A 17,559-nucleotide genomic window follows, 5' to 3' on the forward strand; every position below is an offset into this window, starting at 1 on the left:
CGTCGCATGAAGCCGTCAAGACTCATCTTACTACTGATAATGGCGGGATTGATCGGGCTGTTTTTCAGCTGTGATCTCCAGCATGAGCTAAGTCTGGACAACCTAAAATTACAGCAAGCGGCGATAGTGGACTATCGCCAAAACAATCCGCTATCAGCGCTTGCCCTGTATGCTGGGCTGTACATCGCGGTTACTGGGTTGTCATTACCGGGGGCGACGATATTGACGCTGGCCGGCGGCGCGGTGTTCGGTTTGCTCTGGGGGACACTGATCGTCTCGTTTGCTTCCACTATCGGCGCGACGCTGGCGTTTTTGGCGGCACGGTTTTTGTTCCGAGACTGGGTCAAATCCCGCTTCGGCACCCGTTTGCAGGCTATCGACGACGGCGTGAGACGAGACGGTGCTGTTTATTTGTTTACCTTGCGTCTGGTGCCATTGTTCCCGTTCTTCATGATCAATCTGGCGATGGGTTTGACGCCCATCAAGACCAGGACTTTTTACTGGGTCAGCCAGCTAGGCATGCTGGCCGGCACCTTGGTTTACGTCAATGCCGGCACCCAGCTGGCAAAAATCGACTCCCTATCCGCTATTCTCTCTCCCGCTTTGTTGGGTTCGTTTGCCTTGCTCGGTGTGTTTCCATTAGCGGCGAAGAAAATGCTCGAAGTCATTCAACAGCGCAAAGTCTACGCGCGCTGGACCAAACCGGCGCGTTTCGACAACAACCTGATCGTCATCGGCGCGGGCGCCGGCGGCTTGGTCTCGGCTTATATCGCCGCGGCCGTCAAAGCCAAAGTCACGCTGATCGAAAAGCACAAAATGGGCGGCGATTGCCTGAACACCGGTTGCGTGCCGTCGAAGGCGTTGATTCGCTCGGCCAAGTTGCTGTCGCATATCAAACGTGCTAAGGAATTCGGCATTGCCAAAGCCGAAGCCGAGTTCGATTTCGCCGAAGCGATGGCGCGGGTGCAGCGGGTGATCGAAACGATAGCGCCGCACGATTCCGTGGAGCGTTATACCGCGCTGGGTGTGGAAGTGATCGAAGGCAGTGCCAAAATCGTCTCGCCCTGGGCGGTGGAAGTCACGACGGAAACCGGTGTGCAAACCCTCACTAGCCGCGCCATTGTCATCGCCGCTGGTGCTAGCCCCCTAGTGCCGCCGATAGCAGGACTGGAAAACATCGATTATCTGACCTCGGATAACGTCTGGAACTTGCGCGAATTGCCCAAGCGCCTGTTGGTGTTGGGCGGTGGTCCAATAGGCTGCGAACTGACGCAAACCTTCGCTCGCTTGGGTAGTCAGGTTACGCAGGTGGAAATGGCCCCGCGCATTATGCTTCGGGAAGATCCGGAGGTATCGGACATGGTCCAGGCTCGTTTCCAGGCGGAAGGCGTGGAGGTCAAAGTTCGGCATACAGCCAAGGAATTTATTGTCGAAAACGGCGAACACATTCTGCTGGCCGAACATGTCGGCCAGATGGTCAGGATTGCCTTTGATAAGGTGCTGGTGGCGCTTGGCCGCTCGGCCAATGTGCAGGGTTACGGCGTGGAAGAAATGGGCATCGCCCTGTCGCCGCGCCGTACCTTGGACACCAATCCATTCCAGCAAACCAATTATCCCAACATCTATGCGGTCGGCGACGTGGCCGGGCCGTACCAGTTTACCCACACCGCGGCGCATCAAGCCTGGTACGCGACGGTGAATGCGCTGTTTGGCCCCTTCAAAAAGTTTCGCACCGATTACGCCGTCATCCCTTGGTCAACCTTTACCGATCCGGAAGTGGCCCGCGTGGGTTTGAACGAGCAGGAGGCGCAAGCACAGAACATCGCGTATGAAGTCTCTACTTATGGCATTGATGACCTGGATAGAGCAATAGCCGACGGCGAGGCACACGGCTTCGTCAAAGTACTGACCGTGCCCGGGAAGGATAAAATCCTCGGCGTCACCATCGTTGGTGAACATGCCGGCGACTTACTGGCTGAATTTGTGCTGGCGATGAAGCACGGTATCGGTTTGAATAAAATCCTAGGCACTATTCATATCTATCCCACCCTGGCGGAAGCCAATAAGCATGTGGCGGGCGTCTGGAAACGCAATCATGCCCCGCAAGGTCTGCTGAAATGGCTGGGCCGTTATCACGCCTGGCGGCGCAAGGTTTAAGCCATGCCAGCGCTCTATCCCGACAGTGTGCTTATGATTTTTTGCAAAGCGCCGATTCCCGGCCAAGTCAAAACCCGGCTGCAACCAGCCTTAAATGCCGAACAGGCTGCCGCAGCACACCGGCAACTGACTTCTATGACCCTGGACCGCGCCTTCGAGCAGCCTTTGTGTGCGGTCGAACTGCATTGCGCGCCAGACGCCAGCCATGGCTTTTTTCAGGAGTGTGCGCGGCGTTATCCGTTGACGCTCAAAGGGCAATCCGGCGCCGACTTGGGCGAACGCATGCACCACGCCTTTGCTGATGCCTTAGGCCGTTACCGTCACGCCATGCTGATGGGTTGCGATTGCCCCAGTCTGTCGAGTGACGATCTGCATCGCGCATTAGTGGTCTTACACGAAGGTCATGATGCGGTTATCGCACCAGCCGACGACGGCGGTTATGTGCTGATCGGCTTAAACGAAACGCAACCGAGACTGTTCAGCGACATGAGCTGGGGCCATGATCAGGTCATGGCCACCACGCGCAGTCGGGCAAATGAAATGGGTTTGAACCTTTACGAACTGGATAGCCAATGGGATGTGGACACTTACTCCGACTGGCTGCGTTATTCGGCTATGTAAACATTATGGGCAAAACCTAGCTTGATTCGCGTTATTGCCGGGAGGGGGGCGGAATTCAGGCATAGGCTGGAAAGCGAGAGCCCATGATTGAAGAGAACAGTTCACTGGCGATCGGCTCGTCGTCAATGTTGTGTAGCGAACCCGACAATTGAATAGCTGTCGAGTTGTTTCTGGCTGATTTTTAAGGATTTTTTATTGGCATAACGCTTGCTTTTGGATTTATAGCCTCTGCCGGTCACGCTTTGGCTCTTCTGTAGTCGGGAGATTGAAATTTGATCGGCGATGAACTTCCATTCAACTGTTAACTTCCGGGACAGAATATGCCAGCCACTTTTCAACTTAAAGCCAACGACGACAATCAGTATTCCTTTTCTTTTGTGAACAGTAAGGGCGAACTGATTCTGATCAGCGGCGATTACGATAACAAAGAAGAAGCTCTCCAGGGCATTAAAGAAGTGCGAACCGGCTCCTTAATGAGCAACCAGATTGCCGCCAGCAAGGTTCCTGAAGGCGATACTTTTTTTGTGATTAAAGATGCGGCCGGTGCCATCATTGTAAAAAGCGTTTTATTTAATTCAAACATGGTATTCGACAATGCGCTGCACACGGTTAAAGACAATGCCTGCGTTGCCGAAATCGTCGATCTGACACTGTAAACTTGGGCTGAAAGCGCTGCTTTAATTTTTACATAGCGAAAATAGGTAAAGACAATATGGGTGTCGAGCTAAAAATTGTTCGAGAGTTGGCCACGGTATGCGTGACTGCAAGCGAACTGGTGGCGATTGAAAATCTGCTTAAAGGCGAACTGACCAAGCCGGCATTCATCGAGCAATTCGACAAAATGGCAAACTCAATCAAGGAGTGTTACGGCGTAAGCATCGAGAGTCTAGAGACTTGGCTGGCGATGACCACCGAAACCGAGTTTTGCGAACAATTCGATGCCGTCTATGCCCACCACAAAGCCACTTACCTGAGTATTACCAACCGGCCACGGGTGGCATCGGAGCGGGCTTACCTAGATTACATGCTGCTCCGGGAATTTAAGGAGGCCCAAACTGCTTATCCGCTGCTAAAACTGACCTTCGCACGCCTGGATGAGTTTATCGATAAATGGATAACCAACGATGCCTGGCTGGCAATGTCCATCGAGAATTTGGTAAAAATGCTCTATCGGTTTCTGACCGAGGTATCCGAGCTTAAGCAAAAAGACCCAACCGATGCATTCACTATTTATCAAACGCTGATGGCCGCGCTACGCCCGTATTGCGCCTTGCTTGAAAATAACTGGATAGTCCTGGAAGAACCCGTTGGGCAGACTGAAACGGCATAAAGCCATTTCAGAAACGCCGTTATGGGGTAGGGGACGGCATATTTAAGGTGCGCGTTGTTATTGGGCAAACAGCTTGCGTATCGTCCGCAGATTAATGCCCATCGCCACGGTCTCGGCCACCAATGCCGGCCAGGCCTGCCAGATGTAATCGTTGCTTATCCATGCAAGACTGGAAGCCAACAGCGCAACGCGCATGTGGCGATTGTTCAGGTAAAACAGAGCCAGTGTGGTGTTGATCACGGCAAAGGCCGGCAATAAAGAGACAGGGCCTTGCCAAGAGCATGCCGTAAGCCCGCTAAACAAAGCCACGAAGCTCGCCGCCGTCCAGTGTTTGTGCAAACCGCTCTCCAAACGGCTGGACAGCAGGGTGCGCAGGGCGGTACTGGCCATGGTCAAACCAGCGGTCCAGGCATCCAGCAACAGGTATTGAGCGGCCCACAGCACGGCCCCGGCTGCGGACCAACGCCGAAACGCTAAGCCATCCGGCAAACAATAAGCCCGCCATTCCACCAGAATACCAATCCCGCCAATCAGGTAGGCGAGGTGCAGCAGATTCAAATCCAGTTGCAAGCTATAAGCCTTACCGCTGAGCTTTGTAAGCGGGGAAATTCCATTAATGCGTTGCCGTTGCCCCGGCATATTTGAACGGCAGATACTCGGCTTTCCAGAGATTGGCCTTAACGTAAGCTTCCAGATCGATGCCCACTAAATCTTGCCGGGTCGCGGAGCCGTCTTCCAGCGCTTTAGCCAATACCCGATTAGCCACAAATAAACTGACTTGCTTCAGATCGCCCACCGGCGGGAAAATCAGGTCGGCAGCCGAACATTTCTCCACGATGTAGTCGGCCAAAGCATAGGCAGACTCCAAGACCATTGCGTCGCTAATCCGGCTGCACTCGCCCAACACCGCGGCAAAGCCCAAGCCCGGAAATATAAAGGCATTATTGCCCTGCCCAATCGGATAAAGCCGGCCTTGATATTCGACGTCAGCGAATGGGCTGCCGGTCGCGACCATAGCCGACCCTTGCGTCCACACCAAGATGTCTTCCGGCGTGGCTTCGCAATTGGCGGTGGGGTTGGATAAAGGGAAAATAATGGGCTGGGCGTGGTTTGCCGCCATGGTTTTAATCACAGTCTCGGTGAACAAACCCGCTACACCGGTTAGTCCGAGCAATACCGTTGGCTTGGCGTGAGTGACCACCTCCAGTAGGTTGGGCACCCTATCATCGGGAATATCCCAGTCGTGGTAACTTTCCTGAGTATGCGATAGCGGTAATTTGTAGGCCTCGGTCGTAGCTTCCTTGACCACCAGGCCATGCGCATCCACCACGAAAATCCGCTGCAGAATTTGCTCCATGGTTAAACCTTCGCGCAGCATGCCTTTTTTAATGGTACTGGCTACGCCGAATCCGCCGGCACCGGCGCCCACCACCACCACGGTTTGTTCTGCGAGGGTTTCGCCTTTTTTATGGCAAGCCGAGAGCAGACCTGCCAAGGCCATCGCCCCGGTACCCTGGATGTCGTCGTTAAAACAGGGCAGCAGATCTTTGTATTTGGCCAACAAATCGAAGGCGATGTTTTTCGCAAAATCTTCCCATTGGATAATGGCTTTGGGCCAGACTGTTTGTACCGCGTTAACAAATTTATCGACCAATTCGAAATAAGGCTGGTCGTGCAAGCGCTTGCTATGCGCGCCCAAATAGAACGGATCGTCCAACAATTCACTGCGGTTGGTGCCCACATCCAGATTGACCGGCAAGGTTTGAAACGGGCACATGCCGCCGCCGACGGTATACAGCCCCAGTTTGCCGATGCAAATCGCCAAACCGCCCATACCTTGGTCGCCGATACCCAAAATCGACGAAGAATCGGTCACCACAATCATGCGAATATCGTGTAACGGGTAGTTTTGTAAAATCGTTTCGGCCCGATCGATATTGGCTGCGGAAAAAGTCAAACCGCGCGTGCTGGTGAAGTTGGAACTGAATTGTTGCACCGCCAAGCCTATGGTTGGGGTGTAGACAACGGGCACCATTTCCTCAAGATGCCGTTCTAACAGCGCGTAAAACAACACCTCGTTGCGGTCCTGCAGAGCTCTGAGAAATTGATACTTGGAAATATTGTTCGCTTGTTTTTGATAATTGACATACAAGCGGTCGAGTTGCTGCGCCATATCCGTGACTTGCGGCGGCAGCATGCCATCCAAGCCCAGTTCGATACGTTCCTGCACACTAAACGCGGTGCCTTTATTGGTGGCCGGTAGCCTGAGTAAGGTCACGCCCCGAATCGAAACCTCTACATATTTATTACCGTCGGCATCTAGCCGGTAGTCGAAATAATCGCTTAGCGTTGTCATTAAGTTTCCTTGAAAATATTTAATCGAAATCCAGGGGCAAACCAGGAGCTCGAATAGCACAAACGATGGCGCGTGTTCCCTTTATAACAGCCTAATCGGCGATGCGGTAGCCGAAAACACGCTGAATCGGCACTTTTTTTGTCGCTTATAGTTGCCGTGTTTCAAGGCGGTGCAATTACTGAGTGTTTACCGCAAAAATGCCCCAGATTGGCGCTTGTGAGATGATGTTCAGCAGGCTTTGCAAAGACACTTAACAAGACTTTCCCTCGTGAATCAAAAAACTCTGTTTGGTCATCCCATCGGCTTATTCGTGCTGTTTTTCACTGAAATGTGGGAGCGCTTTTCCTATTACGGCATGCGCGCTTTGCTGGTGTTGTATATGACCCAGCATTTAATTCAAGCCGCGCAAACCGATACCTTGGTATTCGGATTTGCGATGCTACGGACTGGTTTGGAAGCCTTTTTCGGGCCTTTATCCACGCAAGCCCTGGCCTCGCAGATTTACGGTTTATATACCGGCTTGGTGTACTTCACCCCGCTGTTCGGCGGCATTTTGGCCGACCGAGTGTTGGGGCCGCGCAAATGCGTGATAGTCGGCTGCGTGTTGATGGCTATCGGCCATTTTTTGATGGTTGCCGAAGCGTTTTTCTTGTTGGCGCTGTTGTTTTTGATTTTAGGTAACGGCTGTTTCAAGCCCAACATTTCGACACAGGTGGGCAATTTATATCCCCCCGGCGATCCGCGCCGCGACGGCGCGTTTACGATTTTTTATATGGGCATCAACCTGGGCGCGTTTTTCTCGCCGTTGATCTGCGGCACCTTGGGGCAACGCTACGGCTGGCATTACGGCTTCGGCGCCGCCGGCGTCGGGATGTTGCTGGGTTTGCTGGTCTATCTGTTTGGGCAGAAATATCTGGGTGCGGATCAATTTGTTAAACCTGCGGCTGAGGTGATAAAGCCCGAACCGCTGACTACTAAAGAATGGCAGGCACTAGGCGGCTTAACGGCTTTAGCAGTGCTGAATATTTTGTTCTGGGCAGTTTACGAGCAACAAGGCAACACGCTGCAACTGTTCGCCGAGCACAACACCGATTGGCATATCTTCGGCTGGGAAATGCCCTCCACCTGGTTTCAATCCCTGAATCCGGCCTTTATATTCTTGTTGGTACCGTTGCTCGACCGTGTTTCTCGCTACCGCGCCGGCCAGGGCCGGCAAAGTTCGAGTGTCGGCAAAATGGCATTCGGCTCGATATTGTTGGGTGCGTCGTTTTTGGTACTGATTTTCGCGGTCAGCGGTGTGCAATCCACCGACAGAATCAGCTTTCTATGGCTGGCATTGTGTACCTTGATTTACACGCTCGGCGAACTTTATCTGTCGCCGGTTGGCTTGTCGCTGGTCAGTAAAGTCTCGCCGCCGCGCTTGGTAGGCGTGCTAATGGGCATGTGGTTTCTGTCGACGTTTTTTGGCAATTATTTGTCTGGTTACATCGGCAGTTTTTACGAGCAAATGCCCAGACAGGATTTCTTTCTGTTATTGGCAGCGATGGGCGGCGCTACCGGCTTAGCTATATGGGCGTTCAAACCGCTATTAAAGAGGGCGGTCGGGTCGGATTAGCCATCATGTATCAGTGTAGACCGACCACTTGCGATTGACAGGTTTGGGGACGGGCTGCGTTTAGCTGCTACCTGGCAATTTTTTGATTCTTCTCAGGATTCTTTATCCAACCGGTTTTGCAGTTGTCGGTATGGCGATGCATGGCTTTATTGCGGCAACGCGAGCGTATCACCACATGAACAACATCGCCTGTCGTTCGCCCAATTTACCGGATCAGTCCATCTCAGCAGCAGGCGCTGTCAGTCTTGGTTGATTCGCTGCCGGGTCCGGGCGAGCAGTCGAATAAGCCGAAATGGCGGGTTTTGTCGCCCAATATTTGGAAGTGTTCGCCATAGCGGCTACCTGCCAGCATGTCGGCGGTGTTTCCGCAGACTCTTAACGGCCGGCCGGTTTCGAAATGATGATGATCGTCCAAATCAAAGCTGTGCGGGTGCTGCTCAATAGTGCCCAAATACGTTGCGACCTGGCCGAAGTCCTCGCAACGGTCTTCCAGGGGCATTTTAAAGGCGCGCACCGTCACCGAATCGAACTTGACCATGCCGATTTTGGCGAACACGTCCGGGTCGTCGATGCTGATGGCGTTTTGTTTGACCTTGCGGACATCGGGGCAGTCTAGGTCGTGCAATATGCGTCGGAAGTCTTCCCAATACAAAGCACCGCCCAGACATTCGCCTAATAGCACCGGGTCTTGGCGCAGTTCGAACGGGATGCGGCGATCGGCAAAAACATCGGAAAAATACAGCTCGCCGCCGGGCTTCAACACCCGGAATATTTCCGCCAGCACGCTGGGTTTTTCCGGCGACAGGTTGATCACGCAATTGGAGACCACCACGTCGACACTGTTGTCGGCGATACCTACGGTGTGCAGGTTTTCGATGTGACCGTGCAAAAACTCAACATTGGCAAATCCAAAGCGCTCGGCATGCCAGTTGCGATGACGCACGGCCACTTCTAGTTGCTCGGGAGTCATGTCTACGCCGATTACCCGTCCTGACGCGCCGACCAGCTTCGACAACAGATAGCAATCGCGGCCGGTGCCGCAGCCCAAATCCAGCACGGTTTTACCCGTTAATGCGGGGGGTAAGGGAGAGCCGCAGCCGTAAAACCGTTCCAACACTTCGGGATGCAGGTTGGTCAGCAAGGCTTTTAAATAGCTTGGCATGGCGTCGATGCTGCAACAGGCGCTGGTTTTCAGATCGTTGCTGGATTGCAAGACCTGACCATAATAATGGCGGACCGATTCGCTGATTTCGATACTGGTAGTCATGGAAAGCCTCGTGTTTTTATTATTGAAGATAAGTGCTAAGGGCGTTTTAAATGGCTGCGGCACAGATAGCCGCGCAGGGTAAGGCCCGCAGCCAGGATAAGGCAATCGATGCAATCACTCCAGTATTGGCCTAGCCGCTGCCAAGTCGATACCGAATTGGTTTGTGTGTCTGAAAAGCTGTGATGGGTCGTCAGAATCACCGGCATTCCGGCATAAGCTGTGAAGGCAATTCTGAACGGTAATGTACGTATCAACTCGTCCGGGAAATTGGCGCTACTGCTGCTGAATAGAATAGGGGAGAGCATGGGAAATTTCCTTAATCGGATCGGTGACACGCTCTAAGTTGTAAGGGTTGGCTTAAACCTTACAACAATATTCCACAATAGATAAATCGCTGCTTGGTTCTGATGATAAACGCAATGCCGTTAAGTTCCGCTTGGGCATTGTTCATGCCGTATAAGCCCCATCGATCCTCTTTTTAAAAGGGGAAGGACTTAAATTTGATGTTATTGATGATGACGCCTCTGTGAACGGAAAGACTGATTGTTTCAGGCACTGCTTGACAAATAATCATAGAATCTCAGCCCCAACGGCATACCCACGATAAATAGGCTCGGGTTAATAAATAGTTAAAGCCCAAGCCATGAATAGACGGCCGAGCTGAGATAATAGTAGTAAAGTCTGGCGCTACTGGATAGTGCCGGTACAGCTCAATTTCTGAGCACACAGTAACGGAGCGGAGAGCGAGGTTTTCATTGCACCCGTTCAGAATGACCGGGATTGCGTGATTTTTATCCCGTTTGCCCGGACTGTGCTTGGTGTAATGCCACGAAGTCGGACATTGCCAGGCTACCAATAACGTTGGCATCGTTGTCCAGTATGTCGTAAAGCACCCCCGTGCTGCGGATGCTGAACAACAGGATGACGTCAATGTCGCCGCCTCCTTCCCGGTGCGGAACCTCGCTGGCTGGGCTGACGGTGTAGCTGCCGACTGGTCTGATCTCCTTCAAGGTGCCGTCGGCGTGGTAGATTCTATGTTCGCCTTGAATGACGAAAATGTGGTTTGGCGCTTTGTGTCGGTGCAGCACTATTTGTTGGCCGGCGGCAAATTTGAACAAGACGTCGACAATGTTGGCGTCGGTGTCGATGTTTAGAATGAAATAGCGTAAATGCTCGAAGCCCTCCAGGGTTTGCCAATCGATACGGCGGTCGTCGAAAAGATATGTGTTCATGGTGTGTTCTCTGCTTGATAGTGGCTGGGTATGCAGGCTGATGTTTGGGCTCTGAATATCGCGGACAGTTGCAGTGTAGGTGAGGCGGTGGCCTGGGTAAGCTGATATTTGCCCGAAAAGGGCGGGCAAATTGCCCGCTCTTACGTGGTGGTCGAACCGCGTGGCCGACATCAAAGGCAGGCAGTTGGCCAATGATGCAGGCCTGGCACGGTAGGCAATAACTGCACAGGGTTTGGTTTTGTTGTAGGATTCAAGTATGAACCGGCCAGCCGTTTATGGCGGGCTCCTGAAACAATCGCGTCCAAAAGCGTGGCGCCACTCAACTCTATCGCAAATTATGAAACAGCCGGATATGAGCATCGATGCTCGCAAGCAGGAATTGGCCCACTATTTGGAAAAACAACCCTATATGACGGAGTTGGATGGCATAACTTTGAAGATTGCGAAAAATGTGTTTCCGTCCGACTTTGGGTTGACCAGCTCATTTTTTGGGAATTTCATTCTGCAACAACCGTCCGCCGAAATGGCTTTGGATATGGGCTGCGGCAGCGGCTATTTCGCGTTTTTGTTAAAAAAAATAGGCTGCGCCAGCGTCATGGGTGTCGATTTTAATCGGGACGCAGTAGATTGCACCTTGGAAAACACGCGCTTTAATCCTGAATTGGCGCCTATCGATTTTCTGCACAGCGATTTATTTGCCGATGTGCCGCACACGCTGTTTGATCTGATCGTTTTTAATTTTAATTATTACCCGTCCGACGGCACCTTCGGGCTGAACGAAGACGGTGGGCGCGATATATTGAGACGGTTTTTCCATCAAGTGAAAGACTATATTACCGAGCACACGCGGATTTATATTCCCTACTCGGATTTTGTCGGCGAGGAGCACGACCCGAAAAACATCGGCCCGGATTTCGGTTTTTCGGTTACCGTGGAAGAAAGCACCGTTAATCATGCCGGCGCGCACCATATTTATAAGGTTATGAAAGCGTAATAGCTGACGCGCTTGGGACTTGGGATGAGATGAACTCTAGTCTGGCGACTTTTAATTCTGTGGGTTGCCGCCGCGCCGTCTGGCTGCTTGTTTAGCGGCCTTTTGCTCGCGGATGGCGGCCAGTTCCAGCATTTCCGCTTCTATCATCTCGGGGGTTTCCAGGGTGATTTGACCCAAAGTACCGGCGCGCAATTCATTCATTAGTAGCTTGGCGGCTTTGTCCAATTCGACGATGCCGCCGCTACGCAAACAGCCGCGTTTCGCGCCGATGGCTTGTAATAGCGCGAGCGGTTCTTCTGGCAAAGGTGCCAAACGATAGCGCTGGCTTAGCTGCTCCGGGTAGGCTGTACGCAGATATTCCAGGGCATACAGCGCGATGTCGTCGTGTTGGAAAGCCGTATCCTTGATGGCACCGCTTACTGCCAACCGGTAGCCGCTGTGGCGGTTTTCCACATTGGGCCAGAGTACGCCAGGGGTGTCGGATAGTACGATGTTATTGGCCAAATTGATTTTCTGCTGTTGCTTGGTAACGGCAGGTTCGTTGCCGGTCTTGGTGATGGTACGGCCGGCCAGCACATTGATAATGGTGGATTTGCCGACGTTGGGTATGCCCATGATCATGGTGCGGATGACTTTGTTGGCGGCGGTTTTCTCCGGCAGCATCTTCGCGCACAAGTCAATAATCTGTTTGATTTTTTCCGGTTGTTGGGTAGTGACGGCCAGGGTTTTGACGGCCTGTTCGCGTTCTAGATAGGCTTGCCATGTTTTAGTCAGTTCAGGATCGGCCAAGTCAGTTTTGCTGAGAACGCGGATAGTGGGTTTGTCTCCACGTAGATTCGCCAGCATGGGATTTTGGCTGCTGTAAGGAATGCGGGCGTCGAGTATTTCGATCAGCAAATCGATGTCGGGCAAGGCGTACTTGATCTCCTTGCTGGCCTTGTGCATGTGGCCGGGATACCATTGAATTTGCATGGGTTGTGCTGCGGTAAGTGGAAAAAATAGAATTGTACCTTTTATCGGGCCGGCGCTATTGATTACTGGTTTGTCTTTAGGGCCTATAGGTGCAGGATGGTAAGCGCCCTTCAACAGGGGTAGAGCCCCGACATGTTTAAAAAGCCGGATTTCTGTACGCCGCAACGCGCCGCGGCGGTAGACGTACAGGACTGCTTGTTGCTACAATCCAGCCTATTTTTGGTGCTTTTGGCACATCTCGACGCAAGTCTTTCACACTCATCCCGGAGAAAACTCTATGGCAATTAAAGTTGCAATTAACGGTTATGGTCGTATCGGTCGCAATGTCATGCGCGCTTTGTACGAATCAGGTCGCACCAACGAGATCCAAGTGGTCGCTATCAACGATTTGGGCGATTCCAAAACCAACGCACACTTGACCAAATACGATACCGTACACGGTAAATTTCCGTTTGATGTGTCTGTCGACGGCGATTACATCGTGATCAACGGCGATAAAATCCGGGTATTTGCTGAAAGAGATCCCGCTAAATTGCCTTGGGCTGAGTTGGGAATTGATGTGGTTCATGAGTGCACCGGCTTCTTCACCAGCAAAGCCAAAGCGTCTGCGCATATCACTGCCGGTGCTAAAAAAGTCATTATTTCTGCACCTGGCGGCAACGATGTCGATGCCACGATTGTTTACGGTGTTAACCACCAAACTTTGAAAGCGTCCGACACCGTTATCTCCAATGCTTCTTGCACCACTAACTGCTTGGCGCCTTTGGTTAAACCTTTGATGGACAGCATCGGTGTCGATCACGGTTTGATGACTACCATTCACTCGTACACCAACGACCAAGTGTTGACCGACGTATACCACAGCGACTTGCACCGCGCGCGTTCAGCTACTCAATCCATGATCCCAACCAAAACCGGTGCGGCTGCCGCGGTAGGCTTGGTATTGCCGGAAATGAAAGGCAAACTGGACGGTTTTGCTATGCGCGTACCAACCATCAACGTGTCTGTCGTGGATTTGTGCTTCCAAGCCTCACGCAACACCACCAAAGAAGAAATCGATAGCGTGCTGCGCGAAGCGGCTGCCGGCCCATTGAAAGGCATTTTGGCGATCAACGACGAGCCTTTGGTGTCCATGGACTTTAACCATAACCCACATTCTTCTATCTACGAAGCAGGCCTGACCAAAGTCACCGGCGGCAATTTCGTGAAAGTTCTGTCCTGGTATGACAACGAGTGGGGTTTCTCAAACCGTATGCTCGATACCACGGTTGCTTTGTTTAACGCCAAATAAAGGGTTTACATGCTGTTACGAAGAACGAAAATCCTGGCTACGCTGGGACCTGCTACGGACAAGCCCGGTGTACTTGAAGAGTTGTTCGAGGCTGGAATCGACGTTGTCAGGCTTAATTTCTCGCACGGTTCGGCACAGGATCATATCGACCGCGCCAACCGGGTTCGCGAGCTGAGTAAAAAAACCGGGCGTCGCGTCGGTATTCTGGCCGATTTGCAAGGTCCGAAAATCCGTATCGAGCGGTTTAAAGAGAACAAAGTTTGGTTGGAAGAAGGTCAAGCTTTTGCTTTGGACATTAATCTAGGCAAACTGGATGGCGACAACACCCAAGTCGGCATCAGCTACGAGCCGTTGGCGCGGGAAGTGAAGCCGGGTACACGGTTGTTGCTGGACGACGGGCGGGTTGTATTAGACGTGGTCAATGTTGAAAACAACACCCGCGTCAATACCACGGTAGTAGTTGGCGGCGATTTGTCCAACAACAAAGGCATCAATTTGTTGGGTGGCGGTTTGTCCGCGGCAGCTTTGACTGACAAAGACAAAGAAGACATCAAAACCATCGCGGTGATTCAAGCTGATTACGTGGCGATTTCCTTCCCGCGTACGGCAGCCGATATGAACGAAGCCCGTGAGCTGTTGCAAGCAGCCGGTTCTTACGCCGGCTTGGTGGCCAAGGTAGAGCGCGCGGAAGCGATGGAAGTTATCGACGAAATCATCCTGGCCTCGGACGCGATCATGGTCGCGCGTGGCGACTTGGGTGTGGAAATCGGCGACGCCAATTTGCCGGCTGCGCAAAAACTGCTGATCAGCCGTTCGCGCGAGTTGAACCGGGCGGTGATCACGGCTACGCAAATGATGGAGTCGATGATCGAGAATCCAATCCCGACCCGTGCGGAAGTATTCGATGTGGCCAACGCCATTGTCGATGGTACCGATGCGATCATGTTGTCCGCGGAAACCGCCTCAGGCAAGCATCCGGTGAAAACCGTGCAAGCCATGGTTCGCATTTGTTTGGAAACTGAAAAGCAACCTAGCGTGACCAAGTCCATGCACAGGATGACCGACAAGTTCGAACGGATGGACGAAGCGATTGCGATGTCTGCGATGTATATGGCCAACCATACCAAAATTGCCGGTATAGCGTCTTTGACCGAGTCGGGTTCTACTCCGCTTTGGATGTCGCGGATCAGCTCGGATATTCCTATCTTTGCCTTCAGCAGTCAGGAGCGCACTTTGGGGCGTGTGACTCTTTACAAAGGTGTGTTTCCGATTCCGTTTGCTAAGGAGAAAATGGAGTCGGCCAGCGTGACCGACAGCCTGATCAAGGCTTTGAAAGTCCGTGGTGTCGTAAAAGCGGGCGATGCACTGATCCGCACCAAAGGCGACTTGACCGGCGCCAGCGGCGGCACTAACTCCCTGAAAGTTATCACCGTCACCGACTAATTTTTTAGTCGGCTTGCCTTGTTTCGCGGCGTTCGGTTTATCCGCACGCCGCGTCTTCAACCTATTCTAAGCAGCATCCAGTTTGGCATAAGCCAGCATCAGCCATTTGATGCCCGCGTTGCGGAAGTTGATTTGCACCCGTTCCTGTTCGCCTTCGCCTTCCATTTGCAGGACCACGCCTTCGCCGAATTTCTCGTGCCTGACAGGCTGGCCCAGTTTGTAAGTACCCTTGCTGCCCAGGCTTTTGGTTTGTGGTGCACTATTGCTGGCCGGTCTGCTGACGTTGGCGCGTAACCTGATTTCCTGAATCGATTCCGGCGGCAGTTCGCGCAAAAACCGCGAGGCGCGCGGATAACTATCCTTGCCGTAAAGCCGCCGCGACTCGGCGTGCGTCAGATATAGCTGCTGCATTGCCCGAGTTATGCCGACATAGCACAACCGGCGCTCTTCCTGTAATCGCCCGGGATCGTCCAGCGCTTGTTGCGAAGGGAATAGGCCTTCTTCCAGGCCCACCAGAAACACCAGTTTAAATTCCAAACCCTTGGCGGAATGCAGTGTCATCAACTGTACGCAATCTTCGTCGACTTCGCCTTGCATTTCGCCGGCTTCCAATGCGGCGTGCGCTAAAAACATGTCCAATTCGCCCATGTTTTCGGCGTTTTCGCTGTCGTAATCGAATAAGCGGGCGGCGTTGACCAACTCCTCCAGGTTTTCCACCCGGGCTTCGCCTTTATCTTGCTTTTCTTTTTTATACAGCTCGATCAAGCCGCTGGTCTCGACGACTTGTTTGACCGTTTCATGCAGGCTCAGATCTTTAGTCGTGTCGCCGAGCGCGATAATCAGGTTTAAAAAACCGCGCAAGGCATTGGCGGCGCGCGCCGGTAATTGATTGTGTTCCAGCATTGCCAAGGCTGCTTGCCACAGCGACAACTGTTGTTGGCGGGCCAGGATGCGCATGTCGTCCAGGGTTTTGGCGCCGATGCCGCGCGTCGGCGTATTCACCACCCGTTCGAACGAAGGATCGTCGTGCGGATTGCTGGACAGACGCAGATAGGCGAGGGCGTTCTTGATTTCCATCCGTTCGAAAAAGCGCAGGCCACCGTAAACCCGATATGGCGTGGCGGTGGTCATCAAGCGTTCTTCAAATTGCCGGGATTGGGCATTGGAGCGATACAGAATTGCGGTGTCGCTGCGCAAGCCGCCGTCTTTCACCCATTGCCGAATTTTCTCGACGACGAAATAGGCTTCATCTTGCTCGTTGAACGCTGAGTACAGAGAAATGGCATGGCCTTCGCCGGCATCAGTCCACAATTCCTTACCCATCCGATTGTCGTTATTGGCGATCAAGGTGTTGGCGGCTTTCAGAATATGGCCGCTGGAGCGGTAGTTTTGTTCCAGACGGACGATGCCGTGCTCCGGATAGTGCTTTTGGAAATTAAAAATATTCTCGATTTTAGCGCCGCGCCAGCCGTAGATCGATTGATCGTCGTCGCCGACCACGAACAGATTGTTGTTGCCATCGGTAAGCAGGCGCAGCCAAGCGTATTGGATGGTGTTGGTGTCCTGGAATTCGTCGACATGGACTTGTTGGAAGCGCTGCCGGTAAAAGGCCAGTAAGTCGTCGTTATCGCGCAGCAATTCATGAGCTCTCAGTAACAATTCAGCAAAATCCACTAAGCCGGAGCGTTGGCACACTTCTTCATATGCCAGGTAAACTTCCTTCATCTGCCGGTTATAAAAATCGCCGCTGTCCTGCACGTGCTTGGCGCGGATGCCTTCGTCTTTTTGCGCGTTGATAAACCATTGCGCCTGCTTGGGCGGCCACTTGCTGTCATCCAGATTCAGGTTTTTCATCAGCCGTTTGATGATACGCATTTGATCGTCGCTATCCATCACCTGAAAGGTTTCGGGTAGATTGGCTTGCTTGGCGTGCTGCCGCAATAAGCGGTGGGCCAGGCCGTGGAAAGTGCCTATCCACATGGCACGGGCCGGAGTTTCGAGTAAATCTTCGATGCGATGGCGCATCTCGTTGGCGGCTTTGTTAGTAAAGGTCACCGCCAGGATGTTGTAGGGCGAAATGTGGTTGACTTGAATATGCCAGGCAATGCGATGGACCAGTACCCGGGTTTTGCCGCTACCGGCGCCGGCCAGTACCAGCATGGCTTGCATGGGCGCGGAAACGGCCAGACGTTGGTCGTCGTTTAAAGAGGTGATGATAGAAGAGACGTCCATTTTTTATAACTTGCAGATTTTGAAGAGCTGTGTATATTTGCTTGCCTTT

General features: G+C 52.6%; 15 protein-coding genes. 8 read left to right on the top strand and 7 right to left on the bottom strand.

Annotation, left to right across the window (positions count from 1 at the left end):
- Window positions 1–6 precede the first annotated feature (6 nt).
- The 4 genes from DDY07_RS01935 to DDY07_RS01950 all read left to right on the top strand — a co-directional run bounded on the left by DDY07_RS01935 (window position 7) and on the right by DDY07_RS01950 (window position 4,108).
- Window positions 7–2,157 (top strand): FAD-dependent oxidoreductase, encoded by a 2,151-nt coding sequence (locus DDY07_RS01935; RefSeq protein ID WP_171694602.1) that lies wholly within the window; start codon window positions 7–9, stop codon window positions 2,155–2,157.
- Window positions 2,158–2,190: 33 nt separating this feature from the next.
- Window positions 2,191–2,778 carry a TIGR04282 family arsenosugar biosynthesis glycosyltransferase gene (locus DDY07_RS01940; protein ID WP_367650846.1) on the top strand — a complete coding sequence of 196 codons (588 nt, stop codon included), beginning with the start codon at window positions 2,191–2,193 and terminating at the stop codon, window positions 2,776–2,778.
- Between the two features lie 320 nt (window positions 2,779–3,098).
- The gene (locus DDY07_RS01945; RefSeq protein ID WP_020482603.1) at window positions 3,099–3,434 is read left to right on the top strand and encodes a DUF1508 domain-containing protein; all 336 of its coding nucleotides are present in this window, start codon (window positions 3,099–3,101) and stop codon (window positions 3,432–3,434) included.
- Window positions 3,435–3,490: 56 nt separating this feature from the next.
- Complete coding sequence (locus DDY07_RS01950; protein WP_171694604.1) at window positions 3,491–4,108, top strand: hypothetical protein; 618 nt, start codon at window positions 3,491–3,493, stop codon at window positions 4,106–4,108.
- A 57-nt stretch (window positions 4,109–4,165) separates the two neighbouring features.
- On the opposite strand, the gene DDY07_RS01955 is transcribed toward DDY07_RS01950, so the two are convergent.
- Entirely contained in the window at window positions 4,166–4,678 is a 513-nt protein-coding gene (locus DDY07_RS01955) for a YgjV family protein (protein WP_171694605.1), read from the bottom strand.
- 43 nt (window positions 4,679–4,721) lie between these two features.
- Complete coding sequence (locus DDY07_RS01960; protein WP_171694606.1) at window positions 4,722–6,464, bottom strand: NAD-dependent malic enzyme; 1,743 nt, start codon at window positions 6,462–6,464, stop codon at window positions 4,722–4,724.
- Window positions 6,465–6,732: 268 nt separating this feature from the next.
- Between DDY07_RS01960 and DDY07_RS01965 the strand changes: the two genes are divergently transcribed.
- On the top strand, window positions 6,733–8,079 hold the full coding sequence (locus tag DDY07_RS01965; protein WP_101051667.1) for a peptide MFS transporter: 1,347 nt from the start codon (window positions 6,733–6,735) through the stop codon (window positions 8,077–8,079).
- A gap of 223 nt (window positions 8,080–8,302) precedes the next feature.
- On the opposite strand, the gene DDY07_RS01970 is transcribed toward DDY07_RS01965, so the two are convergent.
- From DDY07_RS01970 to DDY07_RS01980, 3 genes are all read right to left on the bottom strand, one after another.
- A complete protein-coding gene (locus DDY07_RS01970; protein ID WP_171694607.1) occupies window positions 8,303–9,346 on the bottom strand; it encodes a methyltransferase domain-containing protein in 1,044 nt (347 codons plus the stop codon).
- A 35-nt stretch (window positions 9,347–9,381) separates the two neighbouring features.
- Complete coding sequence (locus DDY07_RS01975; protein WP_171694608.1) at window positions 9,382–9,651, bottom strand: hypothetical protein; 270 nt, start codon at window positions 9,649–9,651, stop codon at window positions 9,382–9,384.
- 486 nt (window positions 9,652–10,137) lie between these two features.
- Window positions 10,138–10,578: a regulator gene (locus DDY07_RS01980; protein ID WP_171694609.1), complete on the bottom strand. Its 441-nt coding sequence runs from the start codon at window positions 10,576–10,578 to the stop codon at window positions 10,138–10,140.
- Window positions 10,579–10,915: 337 nt separating this feature from the next.
- Between DDY07_RS01980 and DDY07_RS01985 the strand changes: the two genes are divergently transcribed.
- Entirely contained in the window at window positions 10,916–11,572 is a 657-nt protein-coding gene (locus DDY07_RS01985; RefSeq protein ID WP_165786256.1) for a methyltransferase, read from the top strand.
- 51 nt (window positions 11,573–11,623) lie between these two features.
- On the opposite strand, the gene ylqF is transcribed toward DDY07_RS01985, so the two are convergent.
- Window positions 11,624–12,544, bottom strand: a complete 921-nt coding sequence (ylqF, locus tag DDY07_RS01990) for a ribosome biogenesis GTPase YlqF (protein WP_171694610.1) — start codon at window positions 12,542–12,544, stop codon at window positions 11,624–11,626.
- A 277-nt stretch (window positions 12,545–12,821) separates the two neighbouring features.
- On the opposite strand from ylqF, the gene gap reads away from it, so the two are divergent.
- Window positions 12,822–13,835, top strand: coding sequence for a type I glyceraldehyde-3-phosphate dehydrogenase (gene gap / locus DDY07_RS01995; RefSeq protein WP_101051653.1), 1,014 nt, complete (start codon window positions 12,822–12,824; stop codon window positions 13,833–13,835).
- A 9-nt stretch (window positions 13,836–13,844) separates the two neighbouring features.
- Window positions 13,845–15,278: a pyruvate kinase gene (gene pyk, locus DDY07_RS02000; RefSeq protein ID WP_033158956.1), complete on the top strand. Its 1,434-nt coding sequence runs from the start codon at window positions 13,845–13,847 to the stop codon at window positions 15,276–15,278.
- A 66-nt stretch (window positions 15,279–15,344) separates the two neighbouring features.
- Here pyk and uvrD read toward each other — a convergent pair whose 3' ends face one another.
- Window positions 15,345–17,510, bottom strand: a complete 2,166-nt coding sequence (gene uvrD, locus DDY07_RS02005; protein WP_171694611.1) for a DNA helicase II — start codon at window positions 17,508–17,510, stop codon at window positions 15,345–15,347.
- Window positions 17,511–17,559 lie beyond the last annotated feature (49 nt).

Source organism: Methylomonas sp. ZR1, from assembly GCF_013141865.1.
Taxonomy (GTDB): domain Bacteria; phylum Pseudomonadota; class Gammaproteobacteria; order Methylococcales; family Methylomonadaceae; genus Methylomonas.

Bases quoted from the DNA above. Each gene is read 5' to 3' on its own strand.
- DDY07_RS01960 (WP_171694606.1), bottom strand. From the start codon at position 6,464: ATGACAACGCTAAGCGATTATTTCGACTACCGGCTAGATGCCGACGGT.
- DDY07_RS01945 (WP_020482603.1), top strand. From the start codon at position 3,099: ATGCCAGCCACTTTTCAACTTAAAGCCAACGACGACAATCAGTATTCC.
- ylqF (WP_171694610.1), bottom strand. From the start codon at position 12,544: ATGCAAATTCAATGGTATCCCGGCCACATGCACAAGGCCAGCAAGGAG.
- DDY07_RS01975 (WP_171694608.1), bottom strand. From the start codon at position 9,651: ATGCTCTCCCCTATTCTATTCAGCAGCAGTAGCGCCAATTTCCCGGAC.
- DDY07_RS01985 (WP_165786256.1), top strand. From the start codon at position 10,916: ATGAAACAGCCGGATATGAGCATCGATGCTCGCAAGCAGGAATTGGCC.
- DDY07_RS01940 (WP_367650846.1), top strand. From the start codon at position 2,191: ATGATTTTTTGCAAAGCGCCGATTCCCGGCCAAGTCAAAACCCGGCTG.
- DDY07_RS01970 (WP_171694607.1), bottom strand. From the start codon at position 9,346: ATGACTACCAGTATCGAAATCAGCGAATCGGTCCGCCATTATTATGGT.
- uvrD (WP_171694611.1), bottom strand. From the start codon at position 17,510: ATGGACGTCTCTTCTATCATCACCTCTTTAAACGACGACCAACGTCTG.
- pyk (WP_033158956.1), top strand. From the start codon at position 13,845: ATGCTGTTACGAAGAACGAAAATCCTGGCTACGCTGGGACCTGCTACG.
- DDY07_RS01950 (WP_171694604.1), top strand. From the start codon at position 3,491: ATGGGTGTCGAGCTAAAAATTGTTCGAGAGTTGGCCACGGTATGCGTG.
- gap (WP_101051653.1), top strand. From the start codon at position 12,822: ATGGCAATTAAAGTTGCAATTAACGGTTATGGTCGTATCGGTCGCAAT.
- DDY07_RS01935 (WP_171694602.1), top strand. From the start codon at position 7: ATGAAGCCGTCAAGACTCATCTTACTACTGATAATGGCGGGATTGATC.
- DDY07_RS01980 (WP_171694609.1), bottom strand. From the start codon at position 10,578: ATGAACACATATCTTTTCGACGACCGCCGTATCGATTGGCAAACCCTG.